15 protein-coding genes are annotated in these 14,958 nt (G+C 71.4%); all 15 read right to left on the bottom strand.

Annotated elements, in window-relative coordinates; translation table 11 throughout:
- Positions 1 to 40: 40 nt before the first annotated feature.
- On the bottom strand, positions 41 to 781 hold the full coding sequence (locus tag ACWD1U_RS01950; RefSeq protein WP_451103709.1) for a sirohydrochlorin chelatase: 741 nt from the start codon (positions 779 to 781) through the stop codon (positions 41 to 43).
- Positions 782 to 786: 5 nt separating this feature from the next.
- Positions 787 to 1,683 carry an ABC transporter permease gene (locus ACWD1U_RS01945; protein ID WP_451103708.1) on the bottom strand — a complete coding sequence of 299 codons (897 nt, stop codon included), beginning with the start codon at positions 1,681 to 1,683 and terminating at the stop codon, positions 787 to 789.
- Positions 1,670 to 2,458, bottom strand: a complete 789-nt coding sequence (locus ACWD1U_RS01940) for an ABC transporter ATP-binding protein (RefSeq protein WP_451103707.1) — start codon at positions 2,456 to 2,458, stop codon at positions 1,670 to 1,672. Before ACWD1U_RS01940 ends, ACWD1U_RS01945 begins: the two co-directional genes overlap by 14 nt.
- A 36-nt stretch (positions 2,459 to 2,494) precedes the next feature.
- Entirely contained in the window at positions 2,495 to 3,601 is a 1,107-nt protein-coding gene (locus ACWD1U_RS01935; protein WP_451103706.1) for an aliphatic sulfonate ABC transporter substrate-binding protein, read from the bottom strand.
- A gap of 222 nt (positions 3,602 to 3,823) precedes the next feature.
- Positions 3,824 to 5,158, bottom strand: coding sequence for a sulfate adenylyltransferase subunit 1 (locus ACWD1U_RS01930; protein ID WP_451103705.1), 1,335 nt, complete (start codon positions 5,156 to 5,158; stop codon positions 3,824 to 3,826).
- A gap of 2 nt (positions 5,159 to 5,160) precedes the next feature.
- Positions 5,161 to 6,096, bottom strand: coding sequence for a sulfate adenylyltransferase subunit CysD (gene cysD / locus ACWD1U_RS01925; protein ID WP_451103704.1), 936 nt, complete (start codon positions 6,094 to 6,096; stop codon positions 5,161 to 5,163).
- Entirely contained in the window at positions 6,093 to 6,629 is a 537-nt protein-coding gene (gene cysC / locus ACWD1U_RS01920) for an adenylyl-sulfate kinase (protein WP_451103964.1), read from the bottom strand. The genes cysD and cysC overlap by 4 nt, the downstream gene beginning before the upstream one ends.
- 32 nt (positions 6,630 to 6,661) lie before the next feature.
- The gene (locus ACWD1U_RS01915; protein ID WP_451103703.1) at positions 6,662 to 7,369 is read right to left on the bottom strand and encodes a phosphoadenylyl-sulfate reductase; all 708 of its coding nucleotides are present in this window, start codon (positions 7,367 to 7,369) and stop codon (positions 6,662 to 6,664) included.
- Positions 7,366 to 7,545 carry a hypothetical protein gene (locus ACWD1U_RS01910; RefSeq protein ID WP_338783869.1) on the bottom strand — a complete coding sequence of 60 codons (180 nt, stop codon included), beginning with the start codon at positions 7,543 to 7,545 and terminating at the stop codon, positions 7,366 to 7,368. The genes ACWD1U_RS01915 and ACWD1U_RS01910 overlap by 4 nt, the downstream gene beginning before the upstream one ends.
- Complete coding sequence (locus tag ACWD1U_RS01905; RefSeq protein WP_451103702.1) at positions 7,542 to 9,239, bottom strand: nitrite/sulfite reductase; 1,698 nt, start codon at positions 9,237 to 9,239, stop codon at positions 7,542 to 7,544. The genes ACWD1U_RS01910 and ACWD1U_RS01905 overlap by 4 nt, the downstream gene beginning before the upstream one ends.
- Before the next feature lie 180 nt (positions 9,240 to 9,419).
- Complete coding sequence (locus ACWD1U_RS01900) at positions 9,420 to 9,503, bottom strand: putative leader peptide (protein WP_350328477.1); 84 nt, start codon at positions 9,501 to 9,503, stop codon at positions 9,420 to 9,422.
- Positions 9,504 to 9,629: 126 nt separating this feature from the next.
- On the bottom strand, positions 9,630 to 10,202 hold the full coding sequence (locus ACWD1U_RS01895; RefSeq protein WP_451103701.1) for a GNAT family N-acetyltransferase: 573 nt from the start codon (positions 10,200 to 10,202) through the stop codon (positions 9,630 to 9,632).
- Positions 10,203 to 10,262: 60 nt separating this feature from the next.
- Positions 10,263 to 11,573, bottom strand: a complete 1,311-nt coding sequence (locus ACWD1U_RS01890; protein WP_451103700.1) for a hypothetical protein — start codon at positions 11,571 to 11,573, stop codon at positions 10,263 to 10,265.
- A 175-nt stretch (positions 11,574 to 11,748) separates the two neighbouring features.
- A complete protein-coding gene (locus ACWD1U_RS01885; protein ID WP_451103699.1) occupies positions 11,749 to 13,026 on the bottom strand; it encodes a GAF domain-containing protein in 1,278 nt (425 codons plus the stop codon).
- A gap of 263 nt (positions 13,027 to 13,289) precedes the next feature.
- Positions 13,290 to 14,924, bottom strand: a complete 1,635-nt coding sequence (locus ACWD1U_RS01880; RefSeq protein WP_451103698.1) for an acyl-CoA dehydrogenase family protein — start codon at positions 14,922 to 14,924, stop codon at positions 13,290 to 13,292.
- Positions 14,925 to 14,958 lie beyond the last annotated feature (34 nt).

The raw sequence follows: 14,958 nt of genomic DNA, 5'->3' as shown, positions 1-14,958 counted from the left end.
CGCCCCTTTCACGTTCTGGCGACTCCTCCGCAAGCTGCGTTCAGGCGCTCACAGCCGCCAACGCCGGCACCCGAGCCGCCTCGTACCGCTCCAGCACCACCCGGGCCACCTCCGGCGCCGGCCCCAGGACGTTCGCCAGGACGTCCGCCTCCGCCGCACCCCGGGCGATGCGGTCCGGGAGGAAGCCGGGAGCGAGGACGTAGGGGGCGACCGCCACCCGGGAGCAGCCGAGGGCCCGGAGTTCCCGGACGGCGTCCTCCGTGCGGGGGAGAGATGCGGAGGCGAACGCAGGTCGCACGGCGCACCATCCGGTGTGCCGCCACTCCCGCGCGATTTCTGCGATCACCGCGATCGCCTCCGGGTCGGTGGACCCCGCCGAGGCCAGCACGACCCCGGTCGAGGACTTGTCGGCGGGGGACAGGCCCGCCTCGTACAGACGTCGCTCCAGGGCCCCGAGCAGGAGGGGCGACGGGCCCAGGACCTCGGCCTGGCGGATGCGGAGCTGCGGGGGCGCGTCCGCCAGGACCGCAGGGATGTCCGCCTTCGCGTGGAACGCCCGGGTCAGGAGGAGGGGGAGGGCCACGACGTCGCGGACGCCCTGGACCGCCAGGGACTCCAGCACCCCTTGGACGGAGGGCACGTTGAAGTCCAGGAAGCCGGTCTCCACGCGGACGTCGGGGCGCAGCGAGCGCACCCGGCGTACCAGGGCGTGCACCGTCGCGGCGTGCCGCGGGTCGCGGCTGCCGTGGGCGATGACGAGGAGGACAGACGGGTTGATCATGGACGTCAGCTCTTCACCAGCAGGCCGCGACTGCGCAGCACCCACCGCTCCAGCGGGCTGAAGATGAGCAGGTCGATGGCGATGCCGACGATCAGGATGAGCAGGATCGCCTCGAACACCATGGCCATGTCGCTGGCGTTGCGCCCGTTCTCCAGCAACTGGCCGAGGCCGACGCCGAGGTCGGGGAAGGACGCGATGATCTCGGCGGCCATCAGGGAGCGCCAGGAGAACGCCCAGCCCTGCTTCAGGCCCGCCACGTAGCCGGGCAGGGCGGCCGGGAGCACGATGTGCCAGGTGCCCTTCAGGCCCGTCGCGCCGAGGGTGCGGCCCGCGCGCAGGAACAGCGGGGGCACCTGGTCGACGCCCGACACCAGGCCGTTGGCGATCGACGGGACCGCGCCGAGCAGGATCACCGCGTACATCATCGAGTTGTTCAGGCCCAGCCAGATCACCGCGGGTGGCACCCAGGCGACCGACGGCAGGGACTGCAGGCCCGACAGGATCGGGCCGATGGCCGCGCGGATGAACTTCACCCGGGCGACGATCAGGCCCAGCGGTGTGCCGATCAGCAGGGCGAAGCAGAAGCCGAGCAGACCGCGCGAGACGCTGGTCCAGATGTAGCCGAGCAGTTCGCCCTGGAGCCACGCCGTGTGCACGACGTCCCAGACGGCGGACGGCGCGGGCAGCTTGGTCGGGTCGTCGACGACCCTGAACGAGACGAGGGCCTGCCAGACCGCCAGGACCAGGGCGACGGCGAGGACGGGCGGCAGGATCTTCTCGGTGAAGGTCTGCCGCAACGGCGTGCGGCCGGTCTGCACCGTCTCCAGCGCGTCGAGGCCCGCCTCCAGTCCGGCGAGATCGCTGCCCTCCTTGGCGACGGTCGTCGAATCAGTGCTGGCCATGACGGCGGATCTCCCCACGCAGTTCTTCGGTGATCTCGACGGACAGTTCCGCCACGGCGGTGTCCTCGATACGGCGCGGATGCGGGATGTCCACCGTCCACTCGCGCGCGATCCGCCCGGGACGGGAGGACAGCAGCACCACGCGCTGCGCGAGCCGGACCGCCTCGCGCACGTTGTGCGTGACGAACAGGACGGACAGCTGCGTCTCGCGCCAGATGCGGGTCAGCTCGTCGTGCAGCACGTCCCGCGTGATGGCGTCCAGCGCCGCGAACGGCTCGTCCATCAGCAGCAGCTTGCTCTCCTGGGCGAGCGCCCGGGCCAGCGCGACGCGCTGGCGCATACCGCCCGACAGCTCGTGCACGCGCTTGCCGTACGCGCCCTTGAGCCGGACCAGTTCGAGCAGTTCCTCGGCGCGCTCCCGGCGTTCGGCCTTCTGCACACCGCGCAGCTTCAGGGCGAGCTCGATGTTCTTGCCCGCGGTCAGCCAGGGGAACAGCGCGTGCTCCTGGAACATCAGCGCCGGCCGGCCGTCCGTGGCGATCTCGCCGGCGGAGGGCCGGTCGAGGCCGGCCACCAGGTTGAGCAGCGTGGACTTGCCGCAGCCCGAGGCCCCCAGGAGGGTGACGAACTCTCCGGGCGCGACATCGAGGGTGATGTCGTCCAGGACGAGCTGCTGCCCGGCGGGGCCCGCGAACGACTTCGAGACGTGCTCGATGCGGGCGGCGTGCGTCGCCGCCTCGGTGCCGTCGGCGGCCTTGGCGAGGGTCGTGGCCATGGTCGTCACCTCCTGGGAACTGATCGGGATGCGGGCTTACTCGGCGCCGAGACCGGCGTCGTCGACCGGGGGCTCGCCCTCGGCCTTCAGGACCTTGTTCAGCGGCGCGAGGTCGTAGATGCCCTTGAGGTCCGGCTTCTGCAGCAGCCCCGCCTTCACGGCGTGCTCCGCCTCGGTGTCGAGGGTGGAGGCCAGCGGGTCGTCGGTGAACCGGATCGACTTCCACGCCGGGTCCAGCACATCGGCGGGCAGCGCCTTGCCGGAGTCCTGCTCCAGCTGCTTGTTCGCCGCTTCCTTCGCCGCGTCCGGGTTGGCGTTGATCCACTTGTTGGTCTCGACCGAGCCCTTCAGCACGGCCTCGACGACCTTCGGGTACTTCTGCAGGAACTCCTGCCGCACGATGATGTTCGTGATGACGAACTTCTTGTCCGGCCACAGCGTCGACTCGTCGAGGAGTACCTTGCCGCCCTCGGCGACCAGCTTCGACGCGGTCGGCTCCGGCACCCACGCGCCGTCGATAGACCCGGCCTTGAAGGCGTCCGGGGTGACCTTGTTGTCGCTGCGGACGACCGTGACCTCACCCTTGCCGCTCAGCGGGTCGACCTTCCAGCCCTGCCCCGCCACCCAGTTGAGGAACGCCACGTCCTGCGTGTTGCCCAGCTGCGGGGTCGCGATCCGCTTGCCCTTGACGTCCTTCAGCGACTTGATCTTGTCCGGGTTCACCACGAGCTTCACACCGCCGGACGCCGAACCGCCGATGATGCGCAGGTTCTTGCCGTCCGACTTGGTGTAGCCGTTGATCGCGGGGGAGGGGCCGATCCAGCCGATGTCGATGGAGCCGGAGTTGATCGCCTCGATCTCCGAGGGACCCGCGTTGAAGACGGCCGGTTCGGCCTGGGTACCACCCAGGGCCTTCTGGAAGAAGCCCTTCTGCATGCCCACCAGCGCGGTGCCGTGGGTCAGGTTGCCGAAGTATCCGATCTTGACCTTGTCGAGGCCCTCGATCTTCTTCGCCCCGGCGGCGACCTTGGCGGCGCCGTCGTCCTTGGGCGCCTGGGAGCCGTAACCGCAGGCTGCCAGCGTGAGCAGCGGAAGCGCGGCTATGACCGCGAGGCTGCGGCGCAGAGCGGATGATGCACGCACGGGAGGTGTTCCTCTCGGAGGCCCGGCGGTCACGGTCTCTCAGGTCGTGGCCGGGAGGTCGGCAGGTTTTCGTCTACGGCGGTGGGGGGTGAGGGCGCGCGAGCGGTGCGCGTACGTCAGCGCACACATCGCGCCACTCCGCCCTGCCCGCTGCCGAGGCCACCGCTGCCGACGCGGCCGCCCTCCTTCGCGAACATCGAGTAGAAGTCGGGGAGGGTCATGTCAGAAGTCCCACCCGTCGTCGTCGGCCTCGTCCTTGACCGGCTCCGGGGCGGCGAAGGACTCGCCGACCATGCCGGCGGTCAGGGTGGTGCCGTCGTTCGGGTCGATCAGGATGAACGAGCCCGTGCGCCGCGAGTCCGCGTAGGAGTCGACCGGCAGCGGCTCGGCGGTACGGACCTTCACCCGGCCGATGTCGTTGGCGACGAGCTGTCCCGGGTGCGGGTGCAGGGACAGGTCGTCGAGCGTGAGGCGGGACGGGATGTCCTTGACGATCGCCTTGACCGTGCGGGTGCCGTGCTTGAGCAGCACCCGGTGGCCGACGGTCAGCGGGGCGTCCGCGACATGGCAGACGGTCGCCTCGACGTCCTGCGTGGTCGCGGGCGCGTCCTTGCTCGGCACGATCAGGTCGCCGCGCGAGATGTCGATGTCGTCCTCCAGCAGGAGGGTCACCGACTGCGTGGTCCAGGCGACGTCGACCGGCTCGCCCAGCAGGTCGATGCCGGAGATCTTCGAGGTGCGGCCCGACGGCAGCACGGTGACGGCCTCGCCGACGTGGAAGGAACCGGCCGCGATCTGACCGGCGTAACCCCGGTAGTCCGGGTGCTCCGCGCTCTGCGGCCGGATCACGTACTGCACGGGCAGCCGGGCGTGGCAGTGGCTCAGGTCGTGCGCGACCGGGACCGTCTCCAGGTGCTCCAGCACGGTCGGGCCGCCGTACCAGTCCATGTTCGCGGAAGGCTCCACCACGTTGTCACCGACGAGCGCGGAGATCGGGATCGCGGTGACCTCGGGGACGCCCAGCTCGGTCGCGTACGCCGTGAACTCCTTGGCGATCGCGGCGAACACCTTCTCGTCGTAGCCGACGAGGTCCATCTTGTTGACCGCGAGGACCGCGTGCGGGACGCGCAGCAGGGCGGCGATCGCGGCGTGCCGGCGGGTCTGCTCCACGACGCCGTTGCGGGCGTCGACCAGGATGACCGTCAGCTCGGCCGTCGAGGCACCGGTGACCATGTTCCGCGTGTACTGCACATGCCCGGGGGTGTCGGCGAGGATGAACCGCCGCCGGGGCGTGGCGAAATAGCGGTACGCCACGTCGATGGTGATGCCCTGCTCCCGCTCGGCCCGCAGGCCGTCCGTCAGCAGCGCGAGGTCCGGCGCCTCCTGGCCCCGGCTCGCGGAGGCGCGCTCCACAGCCTCCAGCTGGTCGGTCAGGACCGACTTGGAGTCGTGCAGCAGCCGACCCACCAGGGTGGACTTGCCGTCGTCGACGGAACCGGCGGTGGCGAACCGCAGCAGGGTGGTGGCCGAGAGTTCCTCGGTCGTGATCGTGCTCATCTCTAGAAGTACCCCTCGCGCTTGCGGTCTTCCATCGCGGCCTCGGACATCTTGTCGTCGGCGCGGGTGGCGCCGCGCTCGGTGAGCCGGGAGGCCGCGATCTCGACGATCACCTTCTCGATGGTGTCGGCGTCGGAGTCCACCGCGCCGGTGCAGGACATGTCACCCACGGTCCGGTAGCGAACGACCCGCTTCTCGACGGTCTCGCCGTCCTTCGGGCCGCCCCATTCACCGGCGGTCAGCCACATGCCGCCGCGCTGGAACACCTCGCGCTCGTGCGCGTAGTAGATCTCCGGCAGCTCGATTCCCTCGCGGGCGATGTACTGCCACACGTCCAGCTCGGTCCAGTTGGACAGCGGGAAGACGCGGACGTGCTCGCCGGGCGCGTGCCGGCCGTTGTACAGATTCCACAGCTCGGGGCGCTGGCGGCGAGGGTCCCACTGGGAGAACTCGTCGCGCAGGGAGAACACCCGCTCCTTGGCCCGGGCCTTCTCCTCGTCACGGCGCCCGCCGCCGAAGACGGCGTCGAACTTCTCCGCCTGGATCTTCTCGGTCAGCGGCAGCGTCTGCAGCGGGTTGCGGGTGCCGTCCGGGCGCTCCTTGAGCACACCCCGGTCGATGTAGTCCTGCACGGAGGCGACGTGCAGCCGCAGCCCGTGCTTCTCGACCGTACGGTCGCGGTAGTCGAGGACCTCGGGGAAGTTGTGCCCGGTGTCCACGTGCAGCAGCGAGAACGGCACCGACGCCGGGCGGAACGCCTTCAGCGCCAGGTGCAGCATGACGATGGAGTCCTTGCCGCCGGAGAAGAGGATCACCGGCCGCTCGAACTCGCCCGCCACCTCGCGGAAGATGTGCACCGCCTCGGACTCGAGGGCGTCGAGGTGGGAGAGCGCGTACGGGCTGTCGGTCTCCTCGGAAACCGTCGCGGCGGTCGTCATGCCAGTCCCCTTTCGCTCAGCAGGGCGTACACGGACGCCGCGGACTCCTGCACGGTCTGGTTCTGCGACTCGATGCGCAGATCGGGCGACTCGGGCGCCTCGTACGGGTCGTCGACACCGGTGAGCCCCGTGAGCTCGCCCGCGGCCTGCTTGGCGTACAGGCCCTTCACGTCCCGCTCGCTGCACACCTCCACCGGCGTGGCCACGTGCACCTCGACGTACGCCGTGCCGCCGGCCTGATGCCGCTTGCGCACCGCCTCCCGGCTGTCCTGGTACGGCGCGATCACCGGGACCAGCGCCAGCACGCCGTTGCGGGCGAGCAGTTCGGCGACGAAGCCGATGCGCTGCACGTTGGTGTGCCGGTCCTCGCGGCTGAAGCCCAGGCCCGCGGAGATGAACTCGCGGATCTCGTCGCCGTCGAGCACCTCGACGCGGTGGCCCTCGGCGCGGAGCCGGCCGGCCAGCTCGTGGGCGATGGTGGTCTTGCCGGCGCTCGGCAGACCCGTGAGCCAGACGGTGGCTCCGGTCGTCACGTCGGTCTCCTGAATCGTCTGGGTCGTGGTCATCAGTGCAGTCCGCACTCGGTTTTGCTGAGGCCCGCCCAGCGGCCGGCGCGCGCGTCCTCGCCCTCCAGGACCCGGCGGGTGCAGGGGGCGCAGCCGACGGAGGCGTAGCCGTCCATCAGCAGCGGGTTCGTCAGGACGCCGTGTTCGGTGACGTAGGCGTCCACGTCGTCCTGGGTCCAGCGGGCGATCGGGGAGATCTTGACCTTCTGGCGCTTGTCGTCCCAGCCGACCACCGGGGTGTTCGCCCGGGTCGGGGACTCGTCGCGGCGCAGGCCGGTCGCCCAGGCCTGGTAGTTCTTCAGGCCTCGCTCCAGAGGCTCCACCTTGCGCATGGCGCAGCACAGGTCGGGGTTGCGGTCATGCAGCCTGGGGCCGTACTCCGCGTCCTGCTCGGCGACCGTCTGGCGCGGCGTGAGCGTGATGACGTTGACGTCCATCACGGCGTCGACCGCGTCCCGGGTGCCGATGGTCTCCTCGAAGTGGTAGCCGGTGTCGAGGAAGACGACGTCGACGCCCGGCATCGCGCGGGAGGCGAGATGGGCGACGACCGCGTCCTCCATCGAGGAGGTCACGCAGAAGCGCTTGCCGAACGTCTCGGCCGCCCACTGGAGGATCTCCAGCGCGGAGGCGTCCTCCAGGTCACGGCCCGCCTGCTCGGCGAGCGCCTTGAGTTCCGCCGCCGTGCGCTGGTCCTGAACCGTGGTCATATCTTCGCCCCTCCGGTGTCGGATCGCTTCAGCCCCTGGGCCAGCAGCCCCAGGAACTTCAGCTGAAAGGCCCTGCTGCACGCCGCGCATTCCCATGCGCCGTGCCCTTCCTCGCTCGGCCGCAAATCCTCGTCACCGCAGTAGGGGCAGTAGAAAGGGGCCGCTCGCTCGCTCACGACAGCGCCTCCTCGCCGGCCCGCGCCGCCCAGGTGGCGAACCGCTCGCCGTCCTCGCGCTCCGCCTGGAACCGCTTGAGCACGCGCTCGATGTAGTCCGGCAGTTCGTCGGCGGTGACCTTCAGACCGCGTACCTTGCGGCCGAAGCCGGCCTCCAGACCGAGGGCGCCGCCCAGGTGCACCTGGTAGCCCTCGACCTGCTCGCCCCGGTCGTCGAGGACCAGCTGGCCCTTGAGACCGATGTCCGCGACCTGGATACGGGCGCAGGCGTTGGGGCAGCCGTTGAGGTTGATGGTGATCGGCTCGTCGAATTCCGGCAGACGGCGCTCCAGTTCGTCGATCAGTTGCGAGCCGCGCTGCTTGGTCTCGACAATGGCCAGCTTGCAGAACTCGATGCCGGTGCAGGCCATGGTGCCGCGGCGGAACGTGGACGGCCGGGCGGTCAGGTCGAGCGCCTCCAGGCCCTCGACGAGCGAGTCGACCTGGTCCTCCTCGACATCGAGGACGATCATCTTCTGCTCGACGGTGGTGCGTACCCGGCCCGAGCCGTGGGCCTCCGCGAGGTCGGCGATCTTCGTGAGCGTCGTGCCGTCGACGCGCCCCACGCGGGGGGCGAAACCGACGTAGAACCGGCCGTCCTTCTGCCGGTGCACGCCGACGTGGTCGCGCCACTGCTGGGACGGCTGCTCGGGAGCCGGGCCGTCGACCAGCTTGCGCTTGAGGTACTCGTCCTCCAGGACCTGGCGGAACTTCTCCGCGCCCCAGTCGGCGACGAGGAACTTCAGGCGGGCGCGGGTGCGCAGCCGGCGGTAGCCGTAGTCGCGGAAGATGGAGATGACGCCCTCGTAGACGTCCGGCACGTCGTCGATCGGCACCCAGGTGCCCAGCCGCACGCCCAGCTTGGGGTTGGTGGACAGGCCGCCGCCGACCCACACGTCGAAGCCCGGGCCGTGCTCGGGGTGCACGACGCCGACGAACGCGACGTCGTTGATCTCGTGCACCACGTCCAGCAGCGGCGAACCCGAGATGGCCGTCTTGAACTTCCGGGGGAGGTTCGAGTACGCCGGGTTGTTCAGGACCCGGCGCTTCATCTCCTCCAGGGCCGGGGTGGCGTCGATGATCTCGTCCTCGGCGATGCCCGCCACCGGGGAGCCGATCATCACACGCGGGGTGTCGCCGCAGGCGGTGACGGTGGACAGGCCCACGCCCTCCAGGCGGTTCCAGATCTCGGGCACGTCCTCGATCCGGATCCAGTGGTACTGGACGTTCTGCCGGTCGGTGATGTCGGCGGTGCCGCGCGCGAACTCCTGCGAGACCTCGCCGATGACCCGCAGCTGCCGCGTCGTGAGCGCGCCGCCGTCGATGCGGACCCGCAGCATGAAGTACTCGTCGTCCAGCTCCTCCGGCTCCAGAATGGCCGTCTTGCCGCCGTCGATCCCGGGCTTGCGCTGGGTGTACAAGCCCCACCAGCGCATCCGGCCGCGCAGGTCGTTCGGGTCGATCGAGTCGAAGCCCCGCTTGGAGTAGATCGTCTCAATGCGTGTCCGCACATTGAGACCGTCGTCGTCCTTCTTGAACTGCTCGTTGCCGTTCAGCGGGGTGAAGTGCCCCGCGGCCCACTGGCCCTCACCGCGGTGACGGCTCACCTTGCGGCGGGGAGTCGCGGCGGCGGGCTTCTGCGGGGTGGCGGCCATGGTTGATACGTCCTTCGGGACAGCAGTGGGCAGGGGTCGGCGCGTGGCGCCGTCGTCGAGGGGCGGCGGTCGGATACGGGCGGAGGCTCCGACCTGCGCGTGCGCGCGCATGGGCATACCAGCGCGTCATTGCGCGGGAGGGAGACGAGCAAGGGGGATGTCGGCGCGTGCTGAGTGCTCTCAGTGCGCCGGACAGATGGCGCTGGACATGCGGCCGAGGTCGACGTGGCGTCGACTCACCAAGGCGATTCCAGTTCCAGGCATGACGGAAGCGTGTCACGGCGATCTGGACAGAGTCCAGCTTCGTCCAAGATGCGGACACCCTTGTCTCGCAGAGCAAGACAAGGGTGTCCTTGGTCACATCCGCCCGTGCCGAGGTGTCCGACCAGGTCAGACGGGGAACGCCCCAGGCCACGGTCCCGGCGCGGCGGCGTCCGCCTCCTCCTCGACCTTGGTGTCGAACAGCTTGAAGCCCCGCCGCTGGTAGTTGTCCATCGCGTGCTCGCCGTCCTTGCTGCAGGTGTGCAGCCAGACCCGCTTCGTCGGCGACAGTCCCGCCCAGCGGTCCGCGAGGTCCCAGGCACGGGCCGTGCCGTACGACAGCAGGTGCCCGCCGATGCGCCGGCCCCGGAAGGCGGGGAGCAGCCCGAAGTACACGATCTCCACGACCGCGTCGTCCTGCGCCTCCAGCTCCACGTAGCCCGCCGGCGTGCCCCGGTCGTACGCCACCCACGTCTCCACGCCCGGCCGCTCCAGGTGCTCCAGCCACCTCGCGTACGACCAGCTCAGCCGGTCCGTCCAGCGGATGTCGCCGCCGACCGAGGCGTACAGGAAGCGGCTGAACTCGGGCGAGGGCACCTCGGAGCGCACGACCCGGACGTCCCCCTCCGGCGCGGCGGCCGGCAGCAGATCGGTCGGGGCGGTCTGCTCCATGGACCAGGTGGTCACGGCGATGGTGGTCATGCGGGCCAGAAAATCATCTGACCCACTGGTCTGTCGATCGGCCGTTCATCGACTGCGTGGTCAGTCCAGCGCCCTGTCGACCGAGGCCAGCGGCAGCGCGAACAGCATCCGCCCGGACTGGGACCAGACCTCACCGGTCTCCTCCCAGTAGGACAGCGAGCCGGAGCGGCCGCTCCAGCAGTGGCGGGTCTCGTCCGTGCCGCACTCCGTCGCCCGTGCGCCCTCCGTGTCCTGGCGCCACAGCGTCCCGTGCCCGCCCGCGGTGCCCGCCGCGCGGTCCAGGTACCAGCCCGAGCGGTACGCCAGTACGCCCCGTACGTCGGCCGTCTTCGTCTCGTACGCCTCTACCGGGTCGGCGCGCCCGGAGGAGTCGGTGGTGAGCAGACCTGAGCGGTCCGGGTCCCGGCTCAGGGTGTAGCGCCACAACCGGGTGCGCCGGTCGCCGTCCGCGGGCACCCACTCGCTCGCGACCAGACTGTCGGGGGAGGTGCTGCGGTCCAGGGAGACGGTCGCCGGACGTGGCTCCCGCGTACCGGCGGGCAGGGTGTACGAGCCGACGGCCGGCAGCACGTACCGGTAGCCGTGCGCCGCCCAGCCGCCCCGCACCCGGCCGATCGCGTCGGACTCGACGGTCGCGCGCTGGATGCGGTCCAGGTCGTACACGTACAGCGCGTCCCGGTCGCCCTCGCGGGTCGTCACCAGCAGCTTGTCCTGGTACCAGACCATCCCCGACAGAGAGGAGACCAGCCCCCGGTAGTCCCGGCCGCCGTCCACCGGGACGGCCAGCAGGGCCCACGTGTAGCGGAGCCGGGCGGGGTCGTTCGCGTCGACGAAGGCGATTTTGGCCAGGCCCTGCTCGGGTGAGGGCCCGTCCATGGAGCCGCCCTCGCCTGCGCGGGTCCAGCCGGAGAGGATCACGCGGTTGCCGCCCCAGCGGCCGTCGTCGTCCGCGTCGCCCGAGGTGGTGACCGCGCCGGGGTGCCAGCCCCGGGTGTCGGCGCCGCCGAAGCAGTACGCACGCGTGGCCGCCGGTTCGACCGGCAGGGCGTGCTTATCGGCGGTCGAGCAGCCGGCCGCCTCGCGCAGCGGGAGGTCGGCGCCCTCCAGCACCGTCCCGGCCCCGACGGGCCGGCCCATCTCCGACGCGAGCCGGTCCAGCCACCGCTCGGGCACCCCGTGCTCGGAGAGCGGCAGCCGCCCTGCCCCGGTGGACACGGACACCGGTTTCAGAGCCCCGGGGGCGTCGGCGACGGTGGCCTGCGAGGTGCTGATCAGGGTGGCGGCGGCGGTGAGCGCGAGGGCCGTCCCGGCCAGGGCCCCACGCAGCGCCCTGCCCCGCCTGCGCCGCCGGTGTCTGCCGCGATGCTTCATAACGTCCTCCCGAGGCGGACCAACTGCGCCTGGTGATCCGCGGGTTGGCGGAGGAGCAGGTGGGGTGGTCCGTACCGGGATGCTACGGCAGGTGGAGGGGGTGGCGGACGAAGACCCTGCAAATATGCGAAAGATGCACCCCTCGGGGCGGGTTGGGGTGCACTCCGGGTGAACCTCAGGGCTCCGGTGCCGAGGTGCGCTGCCGGGTCACCGCCGGCGCGGTCGAGTGCGGCAGCAGATCGCGCGGGTCGTCCGGGAGCAGCACCTCGACCTCGGCGTCCTCGGCGAACCGGTACGGCCGGTGCTCCAGGAACGCCCCCAGATACCGCCGGACCCGCGACATCTCGGCGCGTACCGTCACCGTGCGGGCCTGGTCGCCGAAGACGTCCCCGGCCAGGGCCGCGGCGCTGCGGCCGACGCGGTGGAAGGCGAGCAGGTACAGCAACTCGGCATGCCGCGGACTCAGTTCCCGCGTCCAGGTGCCCGCCCCGCCGGACACCTCCACCGACCAGCGTCGCGCCTGCCTGAGGTCCAGCACGATCTTGGCCGCCCCGTGCGGCGCCGGCTCGTCGGCGGAGGGCCGCAGCAGCCAGCCCCCGGCCAGCGGCTCCACCGCGCACAGTCCGAGCCCCGGCAGCCATCTCAGGCCCGGCGACAGCGACTTCGGCAGGGCCACGCGCCGCGTGTACGGCATCCCGCCGACCGCGGCGGTCCAGCCGTCCGGATCGACGACCAGGGCCCGCCCGCGGAGCCGGGCCAGCACCGGTGCCGCCACCGCGCGCAGCCGGTCCAGCGACTCCACGTGCATCTCCCGCAGCCGGGCCTCGGCGAGCTTGGCCACCGAACCGACCCAGGAGAGCGTGGCCGGATGCATCGTCTCCAGCGGCCCGCTCACGTCCACCACGCCGAGCAGCCGGCCGTCCCGCGGATCCGTCAGCGGCGCGCCCGCGCACGTCCAGCCGGCCTGGGAGCGCACGAAGTGCTCGGAGGCGAAGACCTGTACGGGCCGGCGCACCACCGCCGGCGTGCCCAGGCCGTTCGTCCCGACCACGTCCTCACGCCAGTCCGCGCCGAGTTCGAAGCCGAGCCCGTCGGCCCTGCGCAGCACCGGCGGGCTGCCCTCGCGCCACAGCACCCGCCCCTCCTCGTCCGCCACGACCATGATGTGGTGGGCGACGTCCGCGGCCGCCAGCAGTCCCTCCCGCAGCACCGGCAGCACATGCCGCAGCACCGACGCCTCACGCCGCCGCTGCACCTCCTCACGGGACAGCAGATCCGCCCGGAAGTCGTGGTCCGGATCGACGCCGCTGCGCAGCATGCGGTCCCAGGACTGCTCGATCACGGGACGCGGCGGCACGGGGGCGGGCCGCCCGGACAGCCGGGCCGAACGCACCTCGTTGAGGACCCGGGCCGCACGCGTGGTGTCCACGGCGGCCAGGTGCGTGACGTCCATACGCGAGCGCCCCCCGAAGTCGCTTTTCTGACTGTGTGTCTCATAGTGCCGTCTGCCCGACGGGAGCGCGCACAGTCCGCACACGGTCGGCGGCAAGTTTGCAACCCCTTGCAACCCTGGTGGACGGCCCGGAGGTGCCTGAGACTTGAGCCCAGCCGTCCCGAGCGGCGTTCAGTGGCTCGAACGGGCCAGTGCGGCGGGGGTGGTGCCGTGTCGGCGCAGCACCACCCCCGCTTTCCTCCTGCCCGGACCAGGCCGGCCGGTCAGGACACCGGCCGGGCCCGCTCCACCACCGACGCCAGATCCAGCGTGTGCGGCAGCGTCCCGAAGGCCGCGCCCCCGTCGCCGCCCAGACGCGACGCGCAGAACGCGTCGGCGACCTGCGGTGGCGCGAAGCGGACCAGCAAAGACCCCTGGAGCACCAGCGCGAGCCGCTCCGCCAGCCGCCGCGCCCGTCCTTCCACGCCGTCCAGATCGGCGAGTTCGGTCAGAAGGTTCTTGACGGCCCCGTCGAGGCGGTGATCGGCGCCGCGCGCCCGGCCGACCTCCCGCAGATACGCGTCCAGCGCCCCCGGCTCCCGCTGCAACGCCCGCAGCACGTCCAGCGCCTGGACGTTGCCCGCGCCCTCCCAGACCGAATTGAGCGGCGACTCGCGCACCAGCCGGGGCATCCCCGACTCCTCGACGTACCCGTTGCCGCCCAGGCATTCCGCCGCCTCCACCGCGACCGGCGGACACCTTTTGGTCACCCAGTACTTGGCGGCCGGCACCGCGATCCGCAGCAGCGCGCGCTCCTGCTCACCGCCGTCGTCGTACGCCGCCGCGAGGCGGAGCGCCAGGGTCGTCGCCGCCTCCGACTCCAGCGCCAGATCGGCGAGGACGTTGCGCATCAGGGGCTTGTCGGCGAGCTTCCCGCCGAACGCCTCGCGGTACGTGCAGTGGTGCACCGCCTGCGCCACGGCCTGCCGCATCAGCCCGGCCGAGCCCAGCACGCAGTCCAGCCGGGTCGCCGCGACCATCTCGATGATGGTGCGCACCCCGCGCCCCTCCTCCCCGACCCGGCGCGCCCAGGTCCCGTCGAACTCGACCTCGGCGGAGGCGTTCGACCGGTTGCCCAGCTTGTCCTTGAGCCGCTGGATCAGGAACACGTTGCGGGTGCCGTCCTGAAGCACCCGCGGTACCAGGAAGCAGGTCAGCCCGCCCGGAGCCTGCGCCAGCACCAGGAATCCGTCGGACATCGGCGCCGAGCAGAACCACTTGTGCCCGGTCAGCTCGTACGCCCCGTCCTCGGCGAGCGGCCGCGCGGACGTGCTGTTCGCCCGTACGTCGCTGCCGCCCTGCTTCTCCGTCATGCCCATCCCGAACAGCGCCCCGGCCTTCAGGTGCGCGGGCCGCAGCTCGCGGTCGTAGACCATGGACGTCAGCCGCGGCTCCCACTCGGCGGCCAGCTCCGGGTCCGTGCGCAGGGCGGGCACCGCCGCGTGCGTCATCGACAGCGGGCAGCCGTTGCCGGCCTCGACCTGCGTCCACACCACGAAGGCGGCGGCCCGCCGCAGATGCCCGGCCGGCCGGTCCCAGGCCGCGGTCAGACCGGCCGAGACGCCCTTGCCGAGCAGGCGGTGCCAGGAGGGATGGAACTCGACCTCGTCGATCCGGTTGCCGTACCGGTCGTGGGTGCGCAGCCGCGGCGGGTTCTCGTTGGCGTGGACGCCCCACTCCTGCACCTGGGCCGAGCCGGAGGTGCGCCCGAGCGCCGACAGCTCGCCGAGCACCTCCTCGCGCAGGTCCGGTTCCAGATGCCGTTCGACCGCGGCGGCCAGAGCCCGGTCGGCGGAGAAGACGTCGTACCCGACCAGCGGCGGGACCTGGTTCGTCACGGAGTGCGTGCTGCCTGCCATGCTGCGAACGTACCCCGCCCTCCCGCCTCGGTCA

It is taken from the genome of Streptomyces sp. NPDC002788 (assembly GCF_053592115.1).
This window is presented reverse-complemented; position numbering and strand designations above follow the sequence as displayed.

Bases quoted from the DNA above. Each gene is read 5' to 3' on its own strand.
- ACWD1U_RS01950 (WP_451103709.1), bottom strand. From the start codon at position 781: ATGATCAACCCGTCTGTCCTCCTCGTCATCGCCCACGGCAGCCGCGAC.
- ACWD1U_RS01945 (WP_451103708.1), bottom strand. From the start codon at position 1,683: ATGGCCAGCACTGATTCGACGACCGTCGCCAAGGAGGGCAGCGATCTC.
- ACWD1U_RS01940 (WP_451103707.1), bottom strand. From the start codon at position 2,458: ATGGCCACGACCCTCGCCAAGGCCGCCGACGGCACCGAGGCGGCGACG.
- ACWD1U_RS01930 (WP_451103705.1), bottom strand. From the start codon at position 5,158: ATGAGCACGATCACGACCGAGGAACTCTCGGCCACCACCCTGCTGCGG.
- cysD (WP_451103704.1), bottom strand. From the start codon at position 6,096: ATGACGACCGCCGCGACGGTTTCCGAGGAGACCGACAGCCCGTACGCG.
- ACWD1U_RS01915 (WP_451103703.1), bottom strand. From the start codon at position 7,369: ATGACCACGGTTCAGGACCAGCGCACGGCGGCGGAACTCAAGGCGCTC.
- ACWD1U_RS01905 (WP_451103702.1), bottom strand. From the start codon at position 9,239: ATGGCCGCCACCCCGCAGAAGCCCGCCGCCGCGACTCCCCGCCGCAAG.
- ACWD1U_RS01900 (WP_350328477.1), bottom strand. From the start codon at position 9,503: ATGCCTGGAACTGGAATCGCCTTGGTGAGTCGACGCCACGTCGACCTC.
- ACWD1U_RS01895 (WP_451103701.1), bottom strand. From the start codon at position 10,202: ATGACCACCATCGCCGTGACCACCTGGTCCATGGAGCAGACCGCCCCG.
- ACWD1U_RS01890 (WP_451103700.1), bottom strand. From the start codon at position 11,573: ATGAAGCATCGCGGCAGACACCGGCGGCGCAGGCGGGGCAGGGCGCTG.
- ACWD1U_RS01885 (WP_451103699.1), bottom strand. From the start codon at position 13,026: ATGGACGTCACGCACCTGGCCGCCGTGGACACCACGCGTGCGGCCCGG.
- ACWD1U_RS01880 (WP_451103698.1), bottom strand. From the start codon at position 14,924: ATGGCAGGCAGCACGCACTCCGTGACGAACCAGGTCCCGCCGCTGGTC.